Here is a 16,988-nt window from a genome sequence, read left to right on the forward strand (position 1 = left end):
TCTCGATCGCCACCGGCCGAAGGTCCGGTCCCCATCGTCCACGCTCTTGCGACGGAATTCCGGCGACAATTTGTCTTCCGGAGTTTCGTCTGTTTAGCTGAACCACTCGTTAAGGGCAACGCGCGGGCGGTTTTCACCCGCCCGCCGTGGCATTTGTGCACCGGCTTATGAGCGCTTACAAACGCCCCAGAGCCTTGAGTTCATGCAGCACGGCGGCATCGCGGGCAGACACGTCGGGGAATTCCACGTCCTGCCCGACATCGGCGGTATAGCGCCACGAGCGCGCGCATTTGACCAACCCACGGTCCTCGGCCTTTTCAACCACCACCGCGACACCCTTGACGTCGTCGAGCGCAAAGGCGCCTTCCGGCGCCTTGCCGTGGGCGATGACGAGATCGCTGGTGATCGCCATTTCGGCGATGTCGACATCGGCGATCGCGGCTTCAAGCGCGGCATCGTCGAGGGTCACGACCGGCACGGCTTCCAGCGAGGCACCGATGACCTTCTGAGCGCGTGCGATCTCGAGCGCGCCGGTGACGACTCGGCGGACCTGCCGCACCTTGCGCCATTTTTCCGCCAGTGCCTCGTTCTTCCAGTCGGCCGGAATCTCGGGGAACTGGTCGAGATGCAGCGAGACAGCATCCGGATGACGGTCGAGCCAGGCTTCTTCCGTGGTGAAGGGCAGCATCGGCGCCAGCCATTTCACCAGGCAGTCGAAGAGGTGGCGCACCACTTGCACCGAGGCCTTGCGCTTCACGCTGGCGGGTCCCTCGCAATAGAGCGCGTCCTTCCTGATGTCGAAATAGAAGGCCGACAGCTCGACCACCATGAAGTCGAGCAAAGTGCGGGTGATGCGTTTGAACTCGAACGCGTCGTAGCCCGAGCGCACGACCTCATCGAGCTCGGCCAGCCGATGCAGCATCAGCCGCTCCAGTTCCGGCATCTTGTCCAGCGGCACCTCCTCGCCATCGTCATGGGCGAGCGTGCCCAGCATCCAGCGGATGGTGTTGCGGAGCTTGCGGTAGGCGTCGATGTTGGTCTGCAGCACGTTCTTGCCGAGACGCTGGTCTTCCCAATAATCCGTCGTCACCACCCATAACCGCAGAATGTCGGCGCCGGACTGCTTGATGACGTCTTGCGGCACCACGGTGTTGCCGAGCGATTTCGACATCTTTCGCCCCTCCTCATCCATGGTGAAGCCATGGGTGACGACGGTGTCGTAAGGTGCCCTGCCCCTGGTGCCGCAGCTTTCGAGCAGCGAGGAGTGGAACCAGCCGCGATGCTGGTCGGAGCCTTCGAGATAGACGTCGGCCGGCCATTTCAGGTCCGGACGGTCTTCCAGCGTGAAGACATGCGTCGAGCCCGAATCGAACCAGACGTCAAGGATGTCCATCACCTGCTTCCATTTGGAGGCATCGTGATTGCCGAGGAAACGCTCCTTGGCGCCGGCAGCGAACCAGGCGTCGGCGCCTTCCTGTTCGAAAGCATCCATGATGCGCTGGTTGACGGCTTCGTCCTTCAGCACGTTGCCATCCTCATCGGCAAAGACGGCGATCGGCACGCCCCAGGCGCGCTGGCGTGACAAGACCCAATCCGGGCGTTCCTCGATCATGGCGCGGATACGGTTCTGGCCGGCCGCCGGCACGAAGCGTGTGTCGTCGATCGCCTTCAGCGCACGGCTGCGCAACGTCGTGCCGTCGCCGAGGTCCTTGTCCATATAGACGAACCATTGCGGCGTGTTGCGGAAGATGATCGGCTTCTTCGACCGCCAGGAATGCGGGTAGGAATGCTTCAGCCGGCCGCGCGCGAACAGCGCGTTGCGCTTGATCAGTTCGTCGATGACCGCCTGATTGGCATTGCCCTTCTTGCCGTTATCGTCGATGACACGCGCGGCGCCACCTTCGCGATCCGGGCCAAAACCCGGCGCGTCCCTGGTGAAGAAGCCGGCATCATCTACAGTGAAGGGGATGGCAGGGTCGATGCCACGTGCGCGCAAATCCGATGCCGCATCCATCCAGGCATCAAAGTCCTCGCGGCCATGGCCCGGCGCGGTGTGGACGAAGCCGGTGCCGGCGTCGTCGGTGACATGATCGCCGGCCAGCATCGGCACGGCGAATTCGTAGCCGCCGCCGAGACCTTTGAAGGGATGTGAAAGTGTAAGGCTTCCAAGCTCTTCGACCGAAACGCTGCGAAGGCGATTCAAGGTGACCTTGGCCTTGGCCGAAGAGTCTTCGGCAAGCGCATCTGCAAAGATCAGCTTTTCACCGGGCTGTGGACCGAACGAATTTTCGGCTGCGGTAACTTCATAAAGGCCGTAGCCGATCCGTGACGAATAATTGACGGCACGGTTGCCGGGGATCGTCCACGGGGTTGTCGTCCAGATGACGACGTGGGCGTTGTCCAAAAGTGCAACGCTTTCCGGAACGCGCATGGACGGTGCAGCGTCTGATACAAAGTGCTCAACGCTCCAAAATCCTGACACAACTGGAAACTTCACCCAGATCGTATCCGACTCATAATCCTGGTACTCGATCTCGGCCTCGGCCAACGCGGTGCGCTCGACCACACTCCACATCACGGGCTTGGAGCCACGATAGAGCTGGCCGGACATGGCGAACTTCAACAACTCCCCGGCGATGCGTGACTCCGAATGGAAAGCCATCGTCGTATAGGGGTTCTTGAAGTCGCCGATGACGCCCAGTCGCTGAAACTCCGCGCCCTGCACGGAGATCCAGTTCGCGGCGAACTCGCGGCATTCGTTGCGGAATTCGTTGACCGGCACCTCGTCCTTGTTCTTGCCCTTGGCGCGGTACTGTTCCTCGATCTTCCATTCGATCGGCAGGCCGTGGCAATCCCAGCCCGGCACATAATTGGCGTCATAGCCGCGCATCTGGAACGAGCGGGTGATGACGTCCTTGAGGATCTTGTTCAGCGCATGGCCGATATGGATGTTGCCGTTGGCGTAGGGCGGGCCGTCATGCAGCACGTATTTTTCGCGGCCGGCCGCCTCCTCGCGCAGCTTGCGATAGAGGTCCATGTCCTGCCAGCGCTTGACCAGCAGCGGTTCCTTTTCCGGCAAGCCGGCGCGCATCGGGAAATCCGTCTGCGGCAGGTAAAGCGTCTTGGAATAGTCGATCGTTTCAACAGTGTCGGTCATTGGTCTGCCATATGCATTGCCCGGCGGGCGTAAAAGCTCGGGCGTGAACTATCATGATTGGAAAAGCGCGAGGGGGCGCGCAAAACTCCCGGCGGCTCCGGCGGCGCTCAGGCCGCCCGGAACACCGGGCCTGTAATTCGTATCGTCAGCGCGCGAAGGCGTGAAAAGCTCGTCATTGCCGGGCTTTTAGCCGAGAAAGCCGCAGGAATAAAGCGTCTCTTGTTCGATTCACTTACATCGCGAAGTCGAAGCGATAGGTGGTCGAGACGCCGGCCGTGAACTGGTTACGGTCGCCGCGCTCCTTGACCAGGCTGGAATCGGCGGCCGGGCCCATCAGGCGCGCATATTCGCCGAACAGGCTGGCGGTCATCGGATCGGTCACCTTCCAGGTGATGGCGCCACCAAGGCCGGTCGATTTCAGGCCGCCGCCAGGATGGTATTCGCTCAGGTCCGAGGCCGCAGCCTCCTTGGCGTTGACACCATAATAAGAGTCGAAATAGCCCGACGAGGCAAAGGACACGCGTGGTCCGCCCGAAATTCTGACAGTCGGCGTCACGTCGTAGAAAGCATCGGCGGCGATGTCGGCGACAAAGCCATCATGGGCACGAATGCCATGGCGCAGTTCGGCGCGGGCGCGCAGCCAGTCCGTCGGATAGATTTCGAAGAAGCCGCCGACCTCACCGCCCCAGCGCACCGGGTCGAGGCCCTTGAGCTCATCCTTGCTGTCGCGCGAAAACAGGAATTTTCCGGTCAGGCCGGCGCGGACGCCGCCATCGTCGACCAGCGCCAGCGAGATGTTGTCGTTGCGCGAGGTAAAGCGCGCGGCCGGGCCGGCCTTGCCCAGCGAGATGATCGGCGATGCGCTGAGCAGATAGCTGTTGGAGCCCTCGAATTTCGGCGCGACCATGCCGGTGGCGCCAAGCGTCAGGTACCAGTCGCCGGACATCCAGCCGAAGGCACCCTCGCCCGCATTGGCGGTGGACACAGTGAGCAGCGCCGAGGCGAGAAACAGCGGAATCGTCCAGACAATACGCATCATCACCCCATACGCGAAACAAACGGAGAGAACACCCGGCAGCCAAAGCCATGGCGCCGGTTCGGTAAAATTTGACTTAAAATCTACAGCAGTGGCGGCAACTGCGACCCTGTTTTTTTGCGCTGTGGCCCATTTGAACAGGGCGCCGCCGGGCCTGTGGCGATTTGACAGAAATAGCGAGGTTGCCTAAATTCGCGTTAGTGCAGACTAACATGAACACATGGACCGCGCTTGGCGACCCGACCAGGCGGACGATCTTCGAACTGCTGGTCGAACAACCCTGTTCGGTCGGGGAATTGGCTCGTGCGCTTCCTGTCACCCGGCCGGCGGTCTCGCAGCACCTGAAGGTGCTCAAGGACGCCGGCCTCGTGGCCAACACACGGCTAGGCAAGCAACGCATCTACCGGGTCGAACCGGAAGGCTTGGCCAGCCTGCGCGCCGAACTCGACCGGTTCTGGAGCAAGACCTTGGCGGCCTACAAAGTGGTCGTCGAACAGCCCTTGAAGGAGCAGGAATGAGCACACATCAACCGCCCGTGAGGCACTCCATCCTTGTCGAGGCTCCGATCGCACATGCCTTCAAGGTCTTCACCGAGGACTTCGGCAGTTTCAAACCCAAAGAGCATAACCTGCTTGCGGTGCCGATCGCGGAGACGATCTTCGAACCCCGCGTTGGCGGTCACGTCTACGACCGCGGTGTGGATGGCAGCGAGTGCCGCTGGGCACGAGTGCTGGCCTACGAGCCGCCGAACCGACTGCTTCTGAGTTGGGATATCAGCCCTCAATGGCAGATCGAGACCAATCCGGACAGGACCAGCGAGTGGGAAGTCCGGTTTACGGCGGAGACGAATAGCCGGACCCCCGCGTCGAGATCGAGCATCGCAATCTCGAACGTCATGGCGAAGGCTGGGAAGGCGTGCGCTTTGGGATTGACGGTGATCGAGGCTGGCCGCTGTATCTCAGGCGATTCCAAGATCTTTTTGCCAGCAAGGTGACCTGAAGGAGCACAATTATGGAACCCTATTGGCTAAGCATCCTCGGTGTACTGATCCTCTGTCTTTTGTCAGTCGCGCTGGCGGTTTACTCGGGTTCGTCCAAGGGATTTGCCGGAGCGCTTTCCGGTCCGGTGATCCCGGCCGACGACGCCAATCTCCTCTACAGGATCGACCGCGTGCATATGAACTCGGTCGAGGCGCTGGCGCCTTTTGTCGTCCCGGCGGTGCTGGCCATGATGGTTGGCGTTGGGTCGGCCACGTTGGCGACCATTGTCTGGGTTCATGTGGCGATACGCCTGCTTCACCTGGGGGTTTACCTACGCGGCGGCAATGCCGCCAAGGGTGGCAGTGTCAGAACGATCGTCTACGTCTCTGGAGCGATCGTCACGCTTGTCCTCGTCCTTGTGACTGGGTGGGCTGCCATAAATTGACACGTACGCGCGAACCTCAAGCCACCAACGCTTTGTTTGTTTGCTAGCCGTCGCCATCGGCTGGACGTCCGCTACAGCCGGGGCTAACCTCCCGGCAAGGTGCCAGGCGATTTCGAGGAGATGCAGCCATGACCCTGCACGGTGATACCCTCAAAGATGCGATCGGCCGGACACGGGACAAATGGGGGTGGTTCGTCGCGCTCGGCGTGCTGCTGCTCATCTTCGGCGGCATTGCCTTCGGCAATCTGTTCATCGCCACCGTCGCCTCGGTCTATGTCGTGGGCTGGCTGATGCTGATGGCCGGCATCATCGAGATCGTGCATGCCTTCGGCGTGAAGACCTGGAGTCGCTTCTTCTATTGGCTGCTCAGCGGCCTACTTTATGCCGTTGCCGGTTTCTTTGCCTTCGACAATCCGCTGCTGGCCTCGACGGTGCTGACCTTGCTGCTGGCGGTGGCGCTGGTCGCTTCAGGCGCGCTCAGGGCCTGGGTCGGCTATAGCCACCGACCGGAAAAGGGCTGGGGCTGGGTCGTCGCGGCGGGCCTGATCAGCGTGCTGGCGGGGCTGACCATCGCCATGGGCTGGCCGGTCAACAGCCTGTGGGTGCTCGGCCTGTTCCTGGCCATCGACCTGATCTTCCAGGGCTGGAGCTTCATCGCTCTCGGACTGGCGTTGAAGAAGTAGGGGCTTGAAGAGGTAAGCGGCCGGAAGGCTCAAAAAGCGATGGCGCCGTCCAGATCCGAAAGCGGCCTGACGCCGGCCAGCAGCGCGCGCGCCTCCGCCTCGTCGCGCTTCATTTGTGCCACCAGCCCATCGAGCCCATCGAACTTCACCTCGGGACGCAAAAAGCCGAAGAGCGATACGTCGCAGATCTCGCCATAGAGATCGCCGGCAAAGTCGAAGACGAAGGTTTCGAGCAGCGGCGCGCCATTGTCGTCGACAGTCGGGCGACGCCCGAAGCTGGCGACACCATCATAGAGCGTGCCGTCGGCGCGGCGAAAGCGGACGGCATAAATCCCTTCCTTCAGAGTCGTTTCCGGCGAAAGCCTCATGTTGGCTGTCGGGAAGCCGAGCGTGCGGCCGAGCTGCTGGCCGCCGATCACTTCGCTTTCGACGGTGAAGCGGTAGCCGAGCAGGCCTGCGGCCTCGGCGACCTCTCCCTCGCAGAGCAGCTCGCGGATACGGCTCGACGACACCACCTCGGCGCCCTCGTCGCGAAAGGCGTCGACCAGGGTGACGCCGAAACCATGGCGCTCGCCTGCCGCCATCAGAAACGCAGGACCGCCCTGCCGGTCCTTGCCGAAGTGAAAATCGAAGCCGGTGACGGCATGGGTGATGCCGAGGTTCGTCTCCAGCACATCGGTCACGAAAGCCTCGGCCGACAGGCCGGCAAAGGCGCGCGTGAACGGCTGTTCGACGAGTGCGGCAAAGCCCAGATGCGACAGCAGCCGCGCCTTCATCGGCGGCGGCGTCAATACGAACAGCGGCATATCGGGCCTGAACACCTTGCGCGGATGCGGGTCGAAGGTCAGCACTAGCGCCGGCACGCCGCGCCGCCCGGCTTCGGCAAGCGCGCGATCGAGCACCGCCTGGTGGCCGCGATGGACGCCGTCGAAATTGCCGATCGCCACCACGCCGCCGCGCAAATGCGGCGGCAGCGGCGCGGTTGCTGAAATGTGTTCGAAAGCTGCGCTCATGCAGCAACCCTACCGCAGTCTCGGAATGACGGCGACCGGCCGGTAGCCGTGCTTTTGCAGAAAGGCTGCAAGCCTGGCGGGGTCCGGCTGCATGGGATCGCCATAGTCGCGCGCGTGAATGCCGCCCGAGACGTAAAGCACGTCGATGCCGTTGTCGGCGGCGCCCTTGACGTCGGTCATCATGCCGTCGCCGATGGCCAGCACCTCGGTGCGCGCGACGTCTCGGCCGAGAAGCACGGCGACCTCCCGCAGCGCTACGTCATAGACCGGCGCATAAGGTTTTCCGGCGATCAGCGTGCGGCCGCCAAGCTGGGCATAGTCGCGCGCCAAGGCGCCGGCGCACCAGATCATGCGCTCGCCGCGTTCGACCACGATGTCGGGATTGGCGCAGATGAAAGGCAGGTTCCTGGCGCGCAGCCGGCGCAGCAGATCGGCGTAATCCTCAGGCGTTTCCACCTCGTCGTCGAACAGCCCGGTGCAGACCGCGCCGGAGGCCTCGAACTCCTCGACGAGCTCGACGTCCAGACCGTCATAGAGGGTGAAATCGCGGTCGGCGCCGATATGGAAGATTTTTCGTGGGCCTTCGGCGATAAGGTCGCGGGTCACATCGCCTGAGGTCACGACGCGGTCGTAGGCGGCGGCGGGAACGCCGATCGCATTCATCTGCGCCACCACATCGGCATTGCGGCGCGGCGAGTTGGTGATCAGGACGACCGGGACCTTCGCCGCACGCGCGGCGGCAAGCGCTTCGGCAGCCGCCGGAAAATGCCATTCGCCATTGTGGATCACGCCCCAGACATCGCACAGGATGGCCGAGTAGGCGCCCGACAAATCCGCGAGCGAGCCGATGATATCAGGCGAATCCGCCATGCCGTTTACCTGCTGTGACGATCATTGCGAGAGCTGCAGCCGACGGTCCGCCGCAACCGGCCCCGCATTAACCGAAGCGTTTCATCCTGTCACCAGCTTTTCGGCACTTGCCAGGCTGTTGCGCAACGGGCTGATCGAAGGTTGCACAGGCAGGAACCACCCTTCTCCGAGCTTCGGTCTATCGAAACAATGTCGCACCGCTGATCACCAGGGCCGAGTGGTTAACGAGCCTTGAAAAGATGGGCCTATGTTGAACGCATTTCAGCAACCTGAAATTTAACGATTTTGTGGGCATCTTCGGACCGATATTGGGGTCCTGGCAGGGGTGCTGAAGGCATGATCCGCAGATTTCTGAACGACAGACGCGGCAACTATGCCTTGATGACAGTGATCACCATGGTGCCCTTGATGGGCGCGCTGGCGCTTGCCATCGACTACACCGATCTCTTGCGCCAAAAGCAGAACATGCTGAACGCGCTGGATGCCGCCGGGATTGCCACGGCACAGCAGATCGTCACCGGGGCGACCGACACGGCAGTCAAGGCCTATGCGAAGGATTTCTTCGAAGCCAATCTCGGCCGCGTCAAAGCAGCCAATACGGCCCTGACGGTGACGCTTCCCAACAACAACGCAGGTGGTGGCACGCTGAAGCTGTGCGCCGAATTGACGTACCACCCCTATTTCCTGCCGGCAGCGGCCATGATGATCGGAAGAACCGCCGCCGACGTCACAACATCGGCATGCTCGGAGATCCGCCTCAAAAACACGCTGGAAGTGTCTCTCGTGCTCGACAATTCCGGCTCTATGAGCATCAACGGCTCCGGCACCGGCCAGCCGCGAATAGATTTGCTCAAGAAGGCCGCGACCGAGCTTGTCAATACAATGGCGCTCCAGGCCGCACAAATGAAGCAGGTGACCAAGCCGGTGCAGTTCTCGCTGGTCCCGTTTTCTGCGTCGGTCAATGTCGGCGCTCCGATCCCCCCGGCTCCATTGCCGACGTGGCTGGACACGACCGGCATTTCCCCGATCCATCATCAGAACTTCGATTGGTCGACGATGACAGCGGCGGCAAATGCCACCAAATGGATCGAAAAAGTAGGCAGCGTTTACTACCAGCGCGGCACGGGCTGGGGCACAGACAAAGACAAGGAGATGACGCGTTTCACCCTCTATCAGGACATGATGGCAACGACCTGTACGAAGAAAAACTCGAACGGCACTTGCAAGACCTCCGTCGTCGCCAAATACGAAGCCTGGAAGGGCTGCGTGGAGGCGAGGCCGTATCCCTATAATGACGACGACACGTCGCCGACCACTGGGACGCCCGCCACCATGTTCGTGCCGATGTTCGCGCCGGACGAAGCTGGCAATTTCTGGACCGACACAACTCGCACCAGCACATCGACGTGGGGTTACGCCAACAATTGGTGGATCGATTATTCCGACACGCTGACTGTCCCCAAACGCCAGGCGGATATGCGCAAGTATTTTCTGACAAAGCCCTGGGACGCAGCAGCCGCTGCGGCCGATGATGGACCCAATTCGGCATGCACGACCGCCGCGATCACGCCGTTGCAGGACATAACCACCACCGATGGCAAGAAAATCCTGACGGATGCCATCAATGCCATGGCCCCGACGGGCAACACCAACGTGCCGGAAGGGCTGGCCTGGGGCTGGCGGACGGTGTCGAGCAACGAGCCTTTTACGCAAGGCCGGCCGAACACCGAAAGAGGCAACGACAAAGTGGTCATCGTCCTGACCGACGGCGCAAACACCTATAGCATCGGCCCCAGCAACGACATGACCAGCAACTACGCCAAGAATGGATCGACCTACGCCGCCTATGGCTACACCGGCCCTAATTTTCCGAAGCCAGTGGAGCCTGCGACCCGCCTGTTCGTCAACACGACCGTCGCCAAGACAACCTATACGGCGACCAACTACACGGCCGCGCTTGACGAGCAGATGCAAACCCTTTGCGCCAATGCGAAGAATTCGAACATTCTCTTGATGACCGTCTCGCTCGACCTTGTTAGTTCCAAGCCGGCGGAAAAGACTGCCATAGATGCGCTCAAGAAATGCTCCTCGGATTCGCGCTTCCGCAAGGATCCGACCGACCCGAGCAAACCGGCGAAGCTGTACTGGAACGCGACCGGCGCCACCTTGTCGCAAAGTTTCAAGGAAATCGCCGACGAACTGTCGAACCTGCGCATCGTCAGCTGATCGGCGCGATCTTTCGAACAAGGCGCTCCGCCTCGGCGGGGCGTTTTGCGTTCGGCAGCTGGCGCATTTGGTTAGCGCCTGGTGAAGCGCTATCCGCGCAATCGAGCAGTTTCCCAAACCCGTCCTTCAACGTTTTGTGAAACTGTGGCGGCATTGAAGAATCCGCAGGCGGGGCCGCTTACATCACATGCGTGAACTCTGGCGCACATTCCGGCGTGACTTCTGGCGTGACCGCCGCGGCAATTACGCTCTGATGACCGTTGTGGCGATGGTGCCACTGATGGGCGGCGTGGCCATGGCCGTCGACTACACCGGCGTGGTCAGCGAGAAGCAGAGGGTGGTCAACGCGCTCGACGCCGCCAACTTCGCCACCGCGCGCCGGCTGGTGGAAGGCGCCACCGACGACCAGTTGCGGGCCTATGCGCTCGACTTCTTCAAGGCAAACCTCAACGACGTCGATCCCGCCGACACGACGCTCAGCGTTACGCTGCCCAGCAGCACGACCGGCGGCGGCATCGTCAAGCTGTGCGCCAGCCTGGTCTACAAGCCCTATTTCCTGCCGGCAGCGGCGATGCTGATCGGCAGGACGTCGGAAAACGTCACCTACTCCGTGTGTTCGCAAGTCCGGCTGAAGAACACGCTGGAAGTGGCCATGGTGCTCGACAATTCGGGGTCGATGTCGAACACGGGCACGGGTGCCGGACAAAAGCGCATCGACCTTCTCAAGCAAGCCGCCAAGCAGCTCGTCGACACGCTTGCCTTGCAGGCCGCGATGATCAAGCAGATCGACAAGCCGGTCCAGTTCAGCCTTGTGCCGTTCGCCGCCTCGGTCAATGTCGGCGCCAGCAACGACAACGCGTCGTGGATCGACGCCTACGGGCTGTCGCCCATCCACAATGAGAATTTCGCCTGGTCCACGCTTAACGCAGCCGACAAATATGCCCAGAAGATCGGCGGCATCTGGTACAAGAAAGGCACTGGCTGGGGTGAGCAGGAGGGGCAGATGCTGACCCGCTTCTCGCTCTACCGCGACATGAAGGTGGTCACCAGCCACGAGCGCATCGTCGGCAGCAAACGCGTGGTCTGCGACAAATATCGCGCCAATCATACATGCTCGGACAGCCACAACGAATACGACTACAACGACACATACGGACCGTTCGCCAGCTGGCAGGGCTGCGTCGAAGTGCGGCCCTATCCCTATAATGTCAACGACGCGCCGGCCTCCGGCGGACCGAACAACACCGGCACCGGCGTCGGCGATCCCGCGACCATGTTCGTGCCGATGTTTGCGCCGGATGAGCCGGGCAATCATTGGTACATAACGCAGGACCCCGACGAGGTGGCCCCCAAGACCTATGGCGCGGCCAACAGCTGGTGGAACGACGATCCGGCGAGCACCACCGGCAAGACCAGGCAATCCAACATGGCCAAATATTTCCAGCCACGGCCGATGAACGCGCCGGTGCTGGGGACGGGTGCCGGTCCGAATTACAGCTGCACCACCACGCCGATCACACCCCTGACCGACGTCGCCAACGCCGCCGGGCTGACAAAGATCAAGGCTGCGATCGACCTTATGGCGCCCAACGGCAACACCAATGTGCCGGAAGGCATGGCCTGGGGCTGGCGCACCGTCTCCAGCACGGAGCCTTTCACAGGAGGACGTCCTGAGACGGAGCGCGGCAACGACAAGGTGGTCATCGTGCTCACCGACGGCGAGAACACCTATTCGACGGTGAGTTCCGACCCCGCCGGCAACAAGTCGACCTATGCCGGCTATGGCTATGCCGGCGTCGGCTACAACGGCACTGCGGTCACCCGCCTGTTCGGCGGCACGTCGAGCGCCATCGGCCAGCTCAACTATTCGTCGAGCAACTACACCGCCGCGCTCAACGAGCAGATGGCGACGCTGTGCAACAACGCCAAGGCGGCCAACATCATGGTGATGACGGTGGCGCTCGATATGTCGACGACCGACGCCGGCGACAAGAGCGCGATGGAGGCACTGAAGACGTGCTCGTCGGACTCGCGCTTCCGCAAGGATCCGACCGACCCGAGCAAGCCTGCAAAACTGTTCTGGAACGCGACCGGCGCCACGCTGTCCGACAATTTCAAGGAAATCGCCAACGAGCTCTCGAACCTGCGCGTGGTGAGCTGAGGGTTGAAGCTGCTGATCTTCCCCCACCTTGCGGGGGAAATTGGCGGCTTCGCCGCTTTCGCCAATTTTCGACGCTGGCGCAAAGGCTCCGGCCATCATGCTCTTGCGGTGAGGTCAAAACGCGTGGTGGGTATCGTCACCGCTTCCCGGAGATTGCCAGTGCCCGAAACCGCCAACCATCTCGCCTTCGCGCTGGTCTGCCTGGGCATGGTGCTGACGCCCGGGCCGAACATGATCTACCTGATCTCGCGCTCGCTGTCGCAAGGCCCGAAGGCCGGGCTGATCTCGCTCGGCGGCGTGGCGGCCGGCTTTCTGTTCTATGTCGTATCGGCTGCGCTGGGCATCACCGCGCTGCTGCTTGCCGTGCCGTTTGCCTATGACGCACTGCGCATTGCCGGCGCGCTCTATCTGCTATGGCTCGCCTGGCAAGCGGTGCGACCCGGCGGGCGCTCACCATTCCAGGTGCGCGAACTGCCGAAGGATAGGCCGCGCAAGCTGTTCGCGATGGGCCTGATGACCAATCTCCTCAACCCCAAGGTGGCGGTGCTTTATCTGTCGCTGCTGCCGCAGTTCATCTCGCTGGGCAAGGGCCATGTGCTGTCGCAGCTTCTGGTGCTCGGCGCCACGCAGATCTCGATCAGCCTGACCGTCAATGCCATCATCGCGGTAACGGCCGGTTCGATCGCGACCTTCCTTGCCGGACGGCCGCTATGGATGGTCATCCAGCGCTGGATGATGGGCACGGTGCTTGCTGGGCTGGCGCTTAAAATGGCGACCGACGCGCAACGCTGATCGGACGCAGCGCGCCGAGACTACATCGGCCGCCGACCTTCCCATTCGAATCGGCCGGCCGAACCTGCACGGAGGCCAGCGATTGAGATTTTCGCGGCCCTGCCCGGCAAAAGCCATGATCGCCGCTAAGTCAGGCAGGCATGACAATGATCTGCACCACCAATCACCCGCTCGCGCAAACCCGCTCTGGCGCAGCAAGTCCAAAACCAAACAGGCGCCTACTGCTGATCGGCCTTGCAGCCATGGCCGGCCTCGCTGCTTGCAGCACGGTCTCGGTGCCGACCGGCGAAGGCGCCGGTGTCTCGTCCTCCGCCACCGCGACGCTGGCCGGCATCCGAGCTTCGGCCGGACTGCCGGCGCTGGTGCCGGACGCCCAGCTCGAGCAGGCCGCTCGGCAGCAGGCCGGCTATATGGCCTCACGCGAACGCATGAGCCACACGACGGGCTGGGGAAAGGATTTCGCGTCGCGGATGAAGGACAATGGCGTGCGGGGCGCCGCCGCCGAGAACATCGCGGAGGGCCGCTTCGACCAGCAGAAACTGTTCGACATCTGGATGCATTCGGCCGGCCACCGCCGCAACATGCTCGATCCGGATTTCAGCCGCTTCGGCCTCGCCTATGTACGCGACGGGCGCGACAGCGCCATCCGCTACTGGAGCCTGGTGCTCGGAAAGTAAAGACCAGCGGCTACGACGCGAGCCGGCCGTCAGCCTTTCGCGATCAACTTGCCAATATCCCCGGCCGACAGCGGTTTGCTGAAATAATTGCCCTGCACCTCGTCGCAATTGTTCTTGCGCAGGAAGGCGACCTGGTCTTCCGTTTCGACACCTTCGGCCAGCACCCGAAGGTTCAACTTCTGCCCCAGGGAAATCACGGCGCCGGTGACCGCCTGATCGTTCTCGTCGGTCGCGAGATCGTTGATGAAGGACTTGTCGATCTTCAGCCGCGCCACCGGAAACGTCTTGAGGGCGCTGAGACTGGAATAGCCTGTTCCGAAATCGTCGATCGATATCTGCACGCCGAGCTTTTGCAGTCCGTTCATCGTTGCGACCGCCAGCTCGAAATCCTGCATGATCAGGCTTTCCGTCACTTCGAGCTCGAGATACCTCGCCTCCAGGCCGCTTTCCTTCAATGCGTTGACGACGCGGTCGATCAGGTTCTTCTCCCGGAACTGCCGCGCCGACACGTTGACGCAGACGGTTACGGGCGACAGACCGGCGCGCTGCCAGGCTTTGTTCTGCCGGCAGGCTTCGTGCAGGATCCAGTCGCCGAGCGGCACGATCAGCCCGGTCTCCTCGGCGGTCGGGATGAACATCGCCGGCGAAACCAGGCCTCGCGTCGGGTGGTTCCAGCGCACCAGCGCTTCGACGGCGAAAACCTGCCCCGATCGCAGATCCACCTGTGGCTGATAATGCAGAGCGAATTCCGACCGGGCGAGCGCGTTTCGCAATTCCTCCTGAAGCAGGAATTTTTCATGTGCCGTTGAGTTGAACTCCGGGGCATAGAACTGGAAATTGTCGCGGCCGAATTCCTTGGCGCGATACATGGCGGCGTCGGCATTGGCCAACAGCGTATCCGGGCTGGTCCCGTCCTTCGGGTAATTTGCGATGCCGATGCTGGCCGTCGTTCTCAGCCGATGCTCTCCGACAAGAACCGGTTCCGCGATCGCATCCCTGATCGTCTGCAGGGTTTCCGAGACCACATCGACATTGGTGGTTTGGTCGAACAGGACGATGACAAATTCGTCGCCGCCAAGCCGCACGACGGTGTCGGTGGCCTTCACGCATCCAACCAAACGGCTGGCGACGGTCTTGAGGAGTTCGTCGCCGGCATTGTGGCCAAACGTATCGTTCACCAGTTTGAAATTGTCGAGATCGATGAACACCACCGTCATCCAGCGATTGTATCGCTGCGCGTAGAGGACCGCCTGGGAAAGCCGATCCTCCAGCAAAGCGCGATTGGGCAGGCCGGTCAGCGCATCATGGTTGGCCATGAAGTGGATCTGGTCTTCCGCCAATTTGCGCTCGATCGCGATGCCGGCAATGTGTGTGGTGAATTCGATCAGGCGGGTCTCGGCATGGGTGGGTTCGCGCACGGTCATCGAATACATGGCAAAGGCGCCCAACACGACGCCCCGATGCGACAGGATCGGGGTTGACCAGCACGAACGATAGCCATGGGGTGCCGCCAGTTCGCGGTAATCGTCCCAAAGCGGATCCTGCAGAATATCGGTAACAATGACCGGTTCCCGCCGGTAGATGGCGGTTCCGCAGGATCCCACCTTGGGACCGATGGCCGCCCCATCGATGGCGCTCGTATAGGCTTTCGCCAGGCCCGGCGCCGCACCGTGACGCAAATGAATGCCGTCCTTGTCGAGCAGCAGGACGGAACCGAATATCCCCTTCAACTGAGCCTCGACGAAGCGCATGAGGCGGTCGAGCACGTCCTCCAGCGGCGCGCTCGTGGCAATCATTTCGAGGATCTGCGCCTGCCCGCTGCGAAGGACATCCGCCTGCTTGCGGGCGGTGATGTCGTGGGCAATGCCAACCAGGCCGAAGATTTCATTTTGGCGATTGCGCAACGGCACCTTCGTCGACGAAAGCCATTTGCCGTTCCCCGACGCATCGACGACAAACTCTTCCGCGTCGATCACTGGTTGTCCGCTCTTGAGCAGGCGCTGCTCGACCAGGCGAAATTTCCGCGCAACTTCCGGGGGGTGGAGATCAAAATCGGTCAAACCGATCATGTCGCTGGTCTTGTTGCGGCCGCTATCGGTCGCAAGGGCGCTGTTGACCACGACGAAACGGCTTTGCGTATCCTTGACCCAGAGATAATCGGGCACCCAGTCGATCAGCGCCTGCAGCGAAATGCGCTCGTCGACGATCTGCCGATTGGCGAGGAGTTCAGTGATGTCCTCATGCGTGGCGATCCAACTGCCATCGGGCATGGGCTGGTTACGGATCTGGATTGTGCGACCATCGACAAGTTTGGCGGTCCAGAGCCGCGAAGCCTTGCCCGAATTGATCGAGCGAGCCGTTGCGAGATAGGTGTCGGCGGCCGTCGCCGCCGTGCCGGCGGCAACGCGGCGTTCGACTATTTCGCTCAGTGTCACGCCAGGCCGCAATTCCTCGGGCGCAATGCGGTAGATTTCCGCATAGCGCCGGTTGCTCAGGATCAGGCGTTCATCGGCATCGAAAAAGCAGATGCCTTGCGAAATATTCTCGATCGCAGTCTCGAAGCGCAGGGTCTGCCCTTCGAGACCCGCAATGGTCGTGCGAAGTTCTCCCTCGAGCGTATCGTAGGAAACGTCAGCCAGTCTTGCCAATGCGGCTACGCCCACCGGCCCGCGCGCCCCGACGGATCTTCTGGATGACTTCGTGACCAAACAGACCTCCTCCGGTTTGGCACCTGAAACAAGAAAGGGCCTCTGTCGTGCCAGACGAAAGTCGACTGACAATGTTACAGATGTGCTAATTCAAGATGAACTGTAACGGAATTGGAGGCGTCAGCAACCAGATACCAAAGGTGCAAATGTCATTTCAAATCAACTTCCAACGGCTCATTATCGATATTCTTTTGCACACGCGGGTTTTGACGATCATCCGAGCAACAATCATCAGGGGCA

General features: G+C 61.6%; 13 protein-coding genes. 8 read left to right on the forward strand and 5 right to left on the reverse strand.

Annotated features, from left to right (window positions below):
* Positions 1-175: 175 nt before the first annotated feature.
* On the reverse strand, positions 176-3,157 hold the full coding sequence (gene ileS, locus NLY42_RS25465) for an isoleucine--tRNA ligase (RefSeq protein ID WP_023753759.1): 2,982 nt from the start codon (positions 3,155-3,157) through the stop codon (positions 176-178).
* Between the two features lie 232 nt (positions 3,158-3,389).
* Entirely contained in the window at positions 3,390-4,193 is an 804-nt protein-coding gene (locus NLY42_RS25470; RefSeq protein WP_023753760.1) for a MipA/OmpV family protein, read from the reverse strand.
* 212 nt (positions 4,194-4,405) lie between these two features.
* On the opposite strand from NLY42_RS25470, the gene NLY42_RS25475 reads away from it, so the two are divergent.
* The 4 genes from NLY42_RS25475 (at position 4,406) to NLY42_RS25490 (ending at position 6,301) form a co-directional block, all read left to right on the forward strand.
* Positions 4,406-4,711 carry an ArsR/SmtB family transcription factor gene (locus NLY42_RS25475; RefSeq protein ID WP_031244613.1) on the forward strand — a complete coding sequence of 102 codons (306 nt, stop codon included), beginning with the start codon at positions 4,406-4,408 and terminating at the stop codon, positions 4,709-4,711.
* Entirely contained in the window at positions 4,708-5,187 is a 480-nt protein-coding gene (locus NLY42_RS25480) for an SRPBCC family protein (protein ID WP_348528072.1), read from the forward strand. The genes NLY42_RS25475 and NLY42_RS25480 overlap by 4 nt, the downstream gene beginning before the upstream one ends.
* A 17-nt stretch (positions 5,188-5,204) precedes the next feature.
* A complete protein-coding gene (locus tag NLY42_RS25485) occupies positions 5,205-5,618 on the forward strand; it encodes an MAPEG family protein (protein WP_023671536.1) in 414 nt (137 codons plus the stop codon).
* Between the two features lie 128 nt (positions 5,619-5,746).
* Positions 5,747-6,301: an HdeD family acid-resistance protein gene (locus tag NLY42_RS25490; RefSeq protein WP_023671535.1), complete on the forward strand. Its 555-nt coding sequence runs from the start codon at positions 5,747-5,749 to the stop codon at positions 6,299-6,301.
* A 29-nt stretch (positions 6,302-6,330) separates the two neighbouring features.
* Here the strand turns inward: NLY42_RS25490 and NLY42_RS25495 are convergent, their stop codons facing one another.
* Together NLY42_RS25495 and NLY42_RS25500 are read right to left on the reverse strand one after the other, a co-directional pair.
* Positions 6,331-7,314: a bifunctional riboflavin kinase/FAD synthetase gene (locus NLY42_RS25495; protein WP_023682976.1), complete on the reverse strand. Its 984-nt coding sequence runs from the start codon at positions 7,312-7,314 to the stop codon at positions 6,331-6,333.
* 9 nt (positions 7,315-7,323) lie between these two features.
* Positions 7,324-8,184 (reverse strand): TIGR01459 family HAD-type hydrolase, encoded by an 861-nt coding sequence (locus tag NLY42_RS25500; RefSeq protein ID WP_023671533.1) that lies wholly within the window; start codon positions 8,182-8,184, stop codon positions 7,324-7,326.
* A gap of 336 nt (positions 8,185-8,520) precedes the next feature.
* On the opposite strand from NLY42_RS25500, the gene NLY42_RS25505 reads away from it, so the two are divergent.
* From NLY42_RS25505 to NLY42_RS25520, 4 genes are all read left to right on the forward strand, one after another.
* Positions 8,521-10,410, forward strand: coding sequence for a pilus assembly protein (locus NLY42_RS25505; protein WP_023694757.1), 1,890 nt, complete (start codon positions 8,521-8,523; stop codon positions 10,408-10,410).
* Between the two features lie 187 nt (positions 10,411-10,597).
* Positions 10,598-12,571 carry a pilus assembly protein gene (locus tag NLY42_RS25510; protein WP_023753761.1) on the forward strand — a complete coding sequence of 658 codons (1,974 nt, stop codon included), beginning with the start codon at positions 10,598-10,600 and terminating at the stop codon, positions 12,569-12,571.
* A 159-nt stretch (positions 12,572-12,730) separates the two neighbouring features.
* Entirely contained in the window at positions 12,731-13,363 is a 633-nt protein-coding gene (locus NLY42_RS25515) for a LysE family translocator (protein ID WP_023730458.1), read from the forward strand.
* Positions 13,364-13,605: 242 nt separating this feature from the next.
* Positions 13,606-14,040 (forward strand): CAP domain-containing protein, encoded by a 435-nt coding sequence (locus NLY42_RS25520; RefSeq protein ID WP_023700638.1) that lies wholly within the window; start codon positions 13,606-13,608, stop codon positions 14,038-14,040.
* Positions 14,041-14,069: 29 nt separating this feature from the next.
* Here NLY42_RS25520 and NLY42_RS25525 read toward each other — a convergent pair whose 3' ends face one another.
* Complete coding sequence (locus NLY42_RS25525; protein WP_245263484.1) at positions 14,070-16,688, reverse strand: EAL domain-containing protein; 2,619 nt, start codon at positions 16,686-16,688, stop codon at positions 14,070-14,072.
* Between the last annotated feature and the right edge of the window lie 300 nt (positions 16,689-16,988).

Source organism: Mesorhizobium sp. C372A (assembly GCF_030323245.1).
Lineage (GTDB): Bacteria > Pseudomonadota > Alphaproteobacteria > Rhizobiales > Rhizobiaceae > Mesorhizobium.

What these genes read in the sequence shown, in the direction of transcription:
- ileS (WP_023753759.1), bottom strand. Translation starts at nt 3,157, where the DNA reads ATGACCGACACTGTTGAAACGATCGACTATTCCAAGACGCTTTACCTG.
- NLY42_RS25470 (WP_023753760.1), bottom strand. Translation starts at nt 4,193, where the DNA reads ATGCGTATTGTCTGGACGATTCCGCTGTTTCTCGCCTCGGCGCTGCTC.
- NLY42_RS25475 (WP_031244613.1), top strand. Translation starts at nt 4,406, where the DNA reads ATGAACACATGGACCGCGCTTGGCGACCCGACCAGGCGGACGATCTTC.
- NLY42_RS25480 (WP_348528072.1), top strand. Translation starts at nt 4,708, where the DNA reads ATGAGCACACATCAACCGCCCGTGAGGCACTCCATCCTTGTCGAGGCT.
- NLY42_RS25485 (WP_023671536.1), top strand. Translation starts at nt 5,205, where the DNA reads ATGGAACCCTATTGGCTAAGCATCCTCGGTGTACTGATCCTCTGTCTT.
- NLY42_RS25490 (WP_023671535.1), top strand. Translation starts at nt 5,747, where the DNA reads ATGACCCTGCACGGTGATACCCTCAAAGATGCGATCGGCCGGACACGG.
- NLY42_RS25495 (WP_023682976.1), bottom strand. Translation starts at nt 7,314, where the DNA reads ATGAGCGCAGCTTTCGAACACATTTCAGCAACCGCGCCGCTGCCGCCG.
- NLY42_RS25500 (WP_023671533.1), bottom strand. Translation starts at nt 8,184, where the DNA reads ATGGCGGATTCGCCTGATATCATCGGCTCGCTCGCGGATTTGTCGGGC.
- NLY42_RS25505 (WP_023694757.1), top strand. Translation starts at nt 8,521, where the DNA reads ATGATCCGCAGATTTCTGAACGACAGACGCGGCAACTATGCCTTGATG.
- NLY42_RS25510 (WP_023753761.1), top strand. Translation starts at nt 10,598, where the DNA reads ATGCGTGAACTCTGGCGCACATTCCGGCGTGACTTCTGGCGTGACCGC.
- NLY42_RS25520 (WP_023700638.1), top strand. Translation starts at nt 13,606, where the DNA reads ATGGCCGGCCTCGCTGCTTGCAGCACGGTCTCGGTGCCGACCGGCGAA.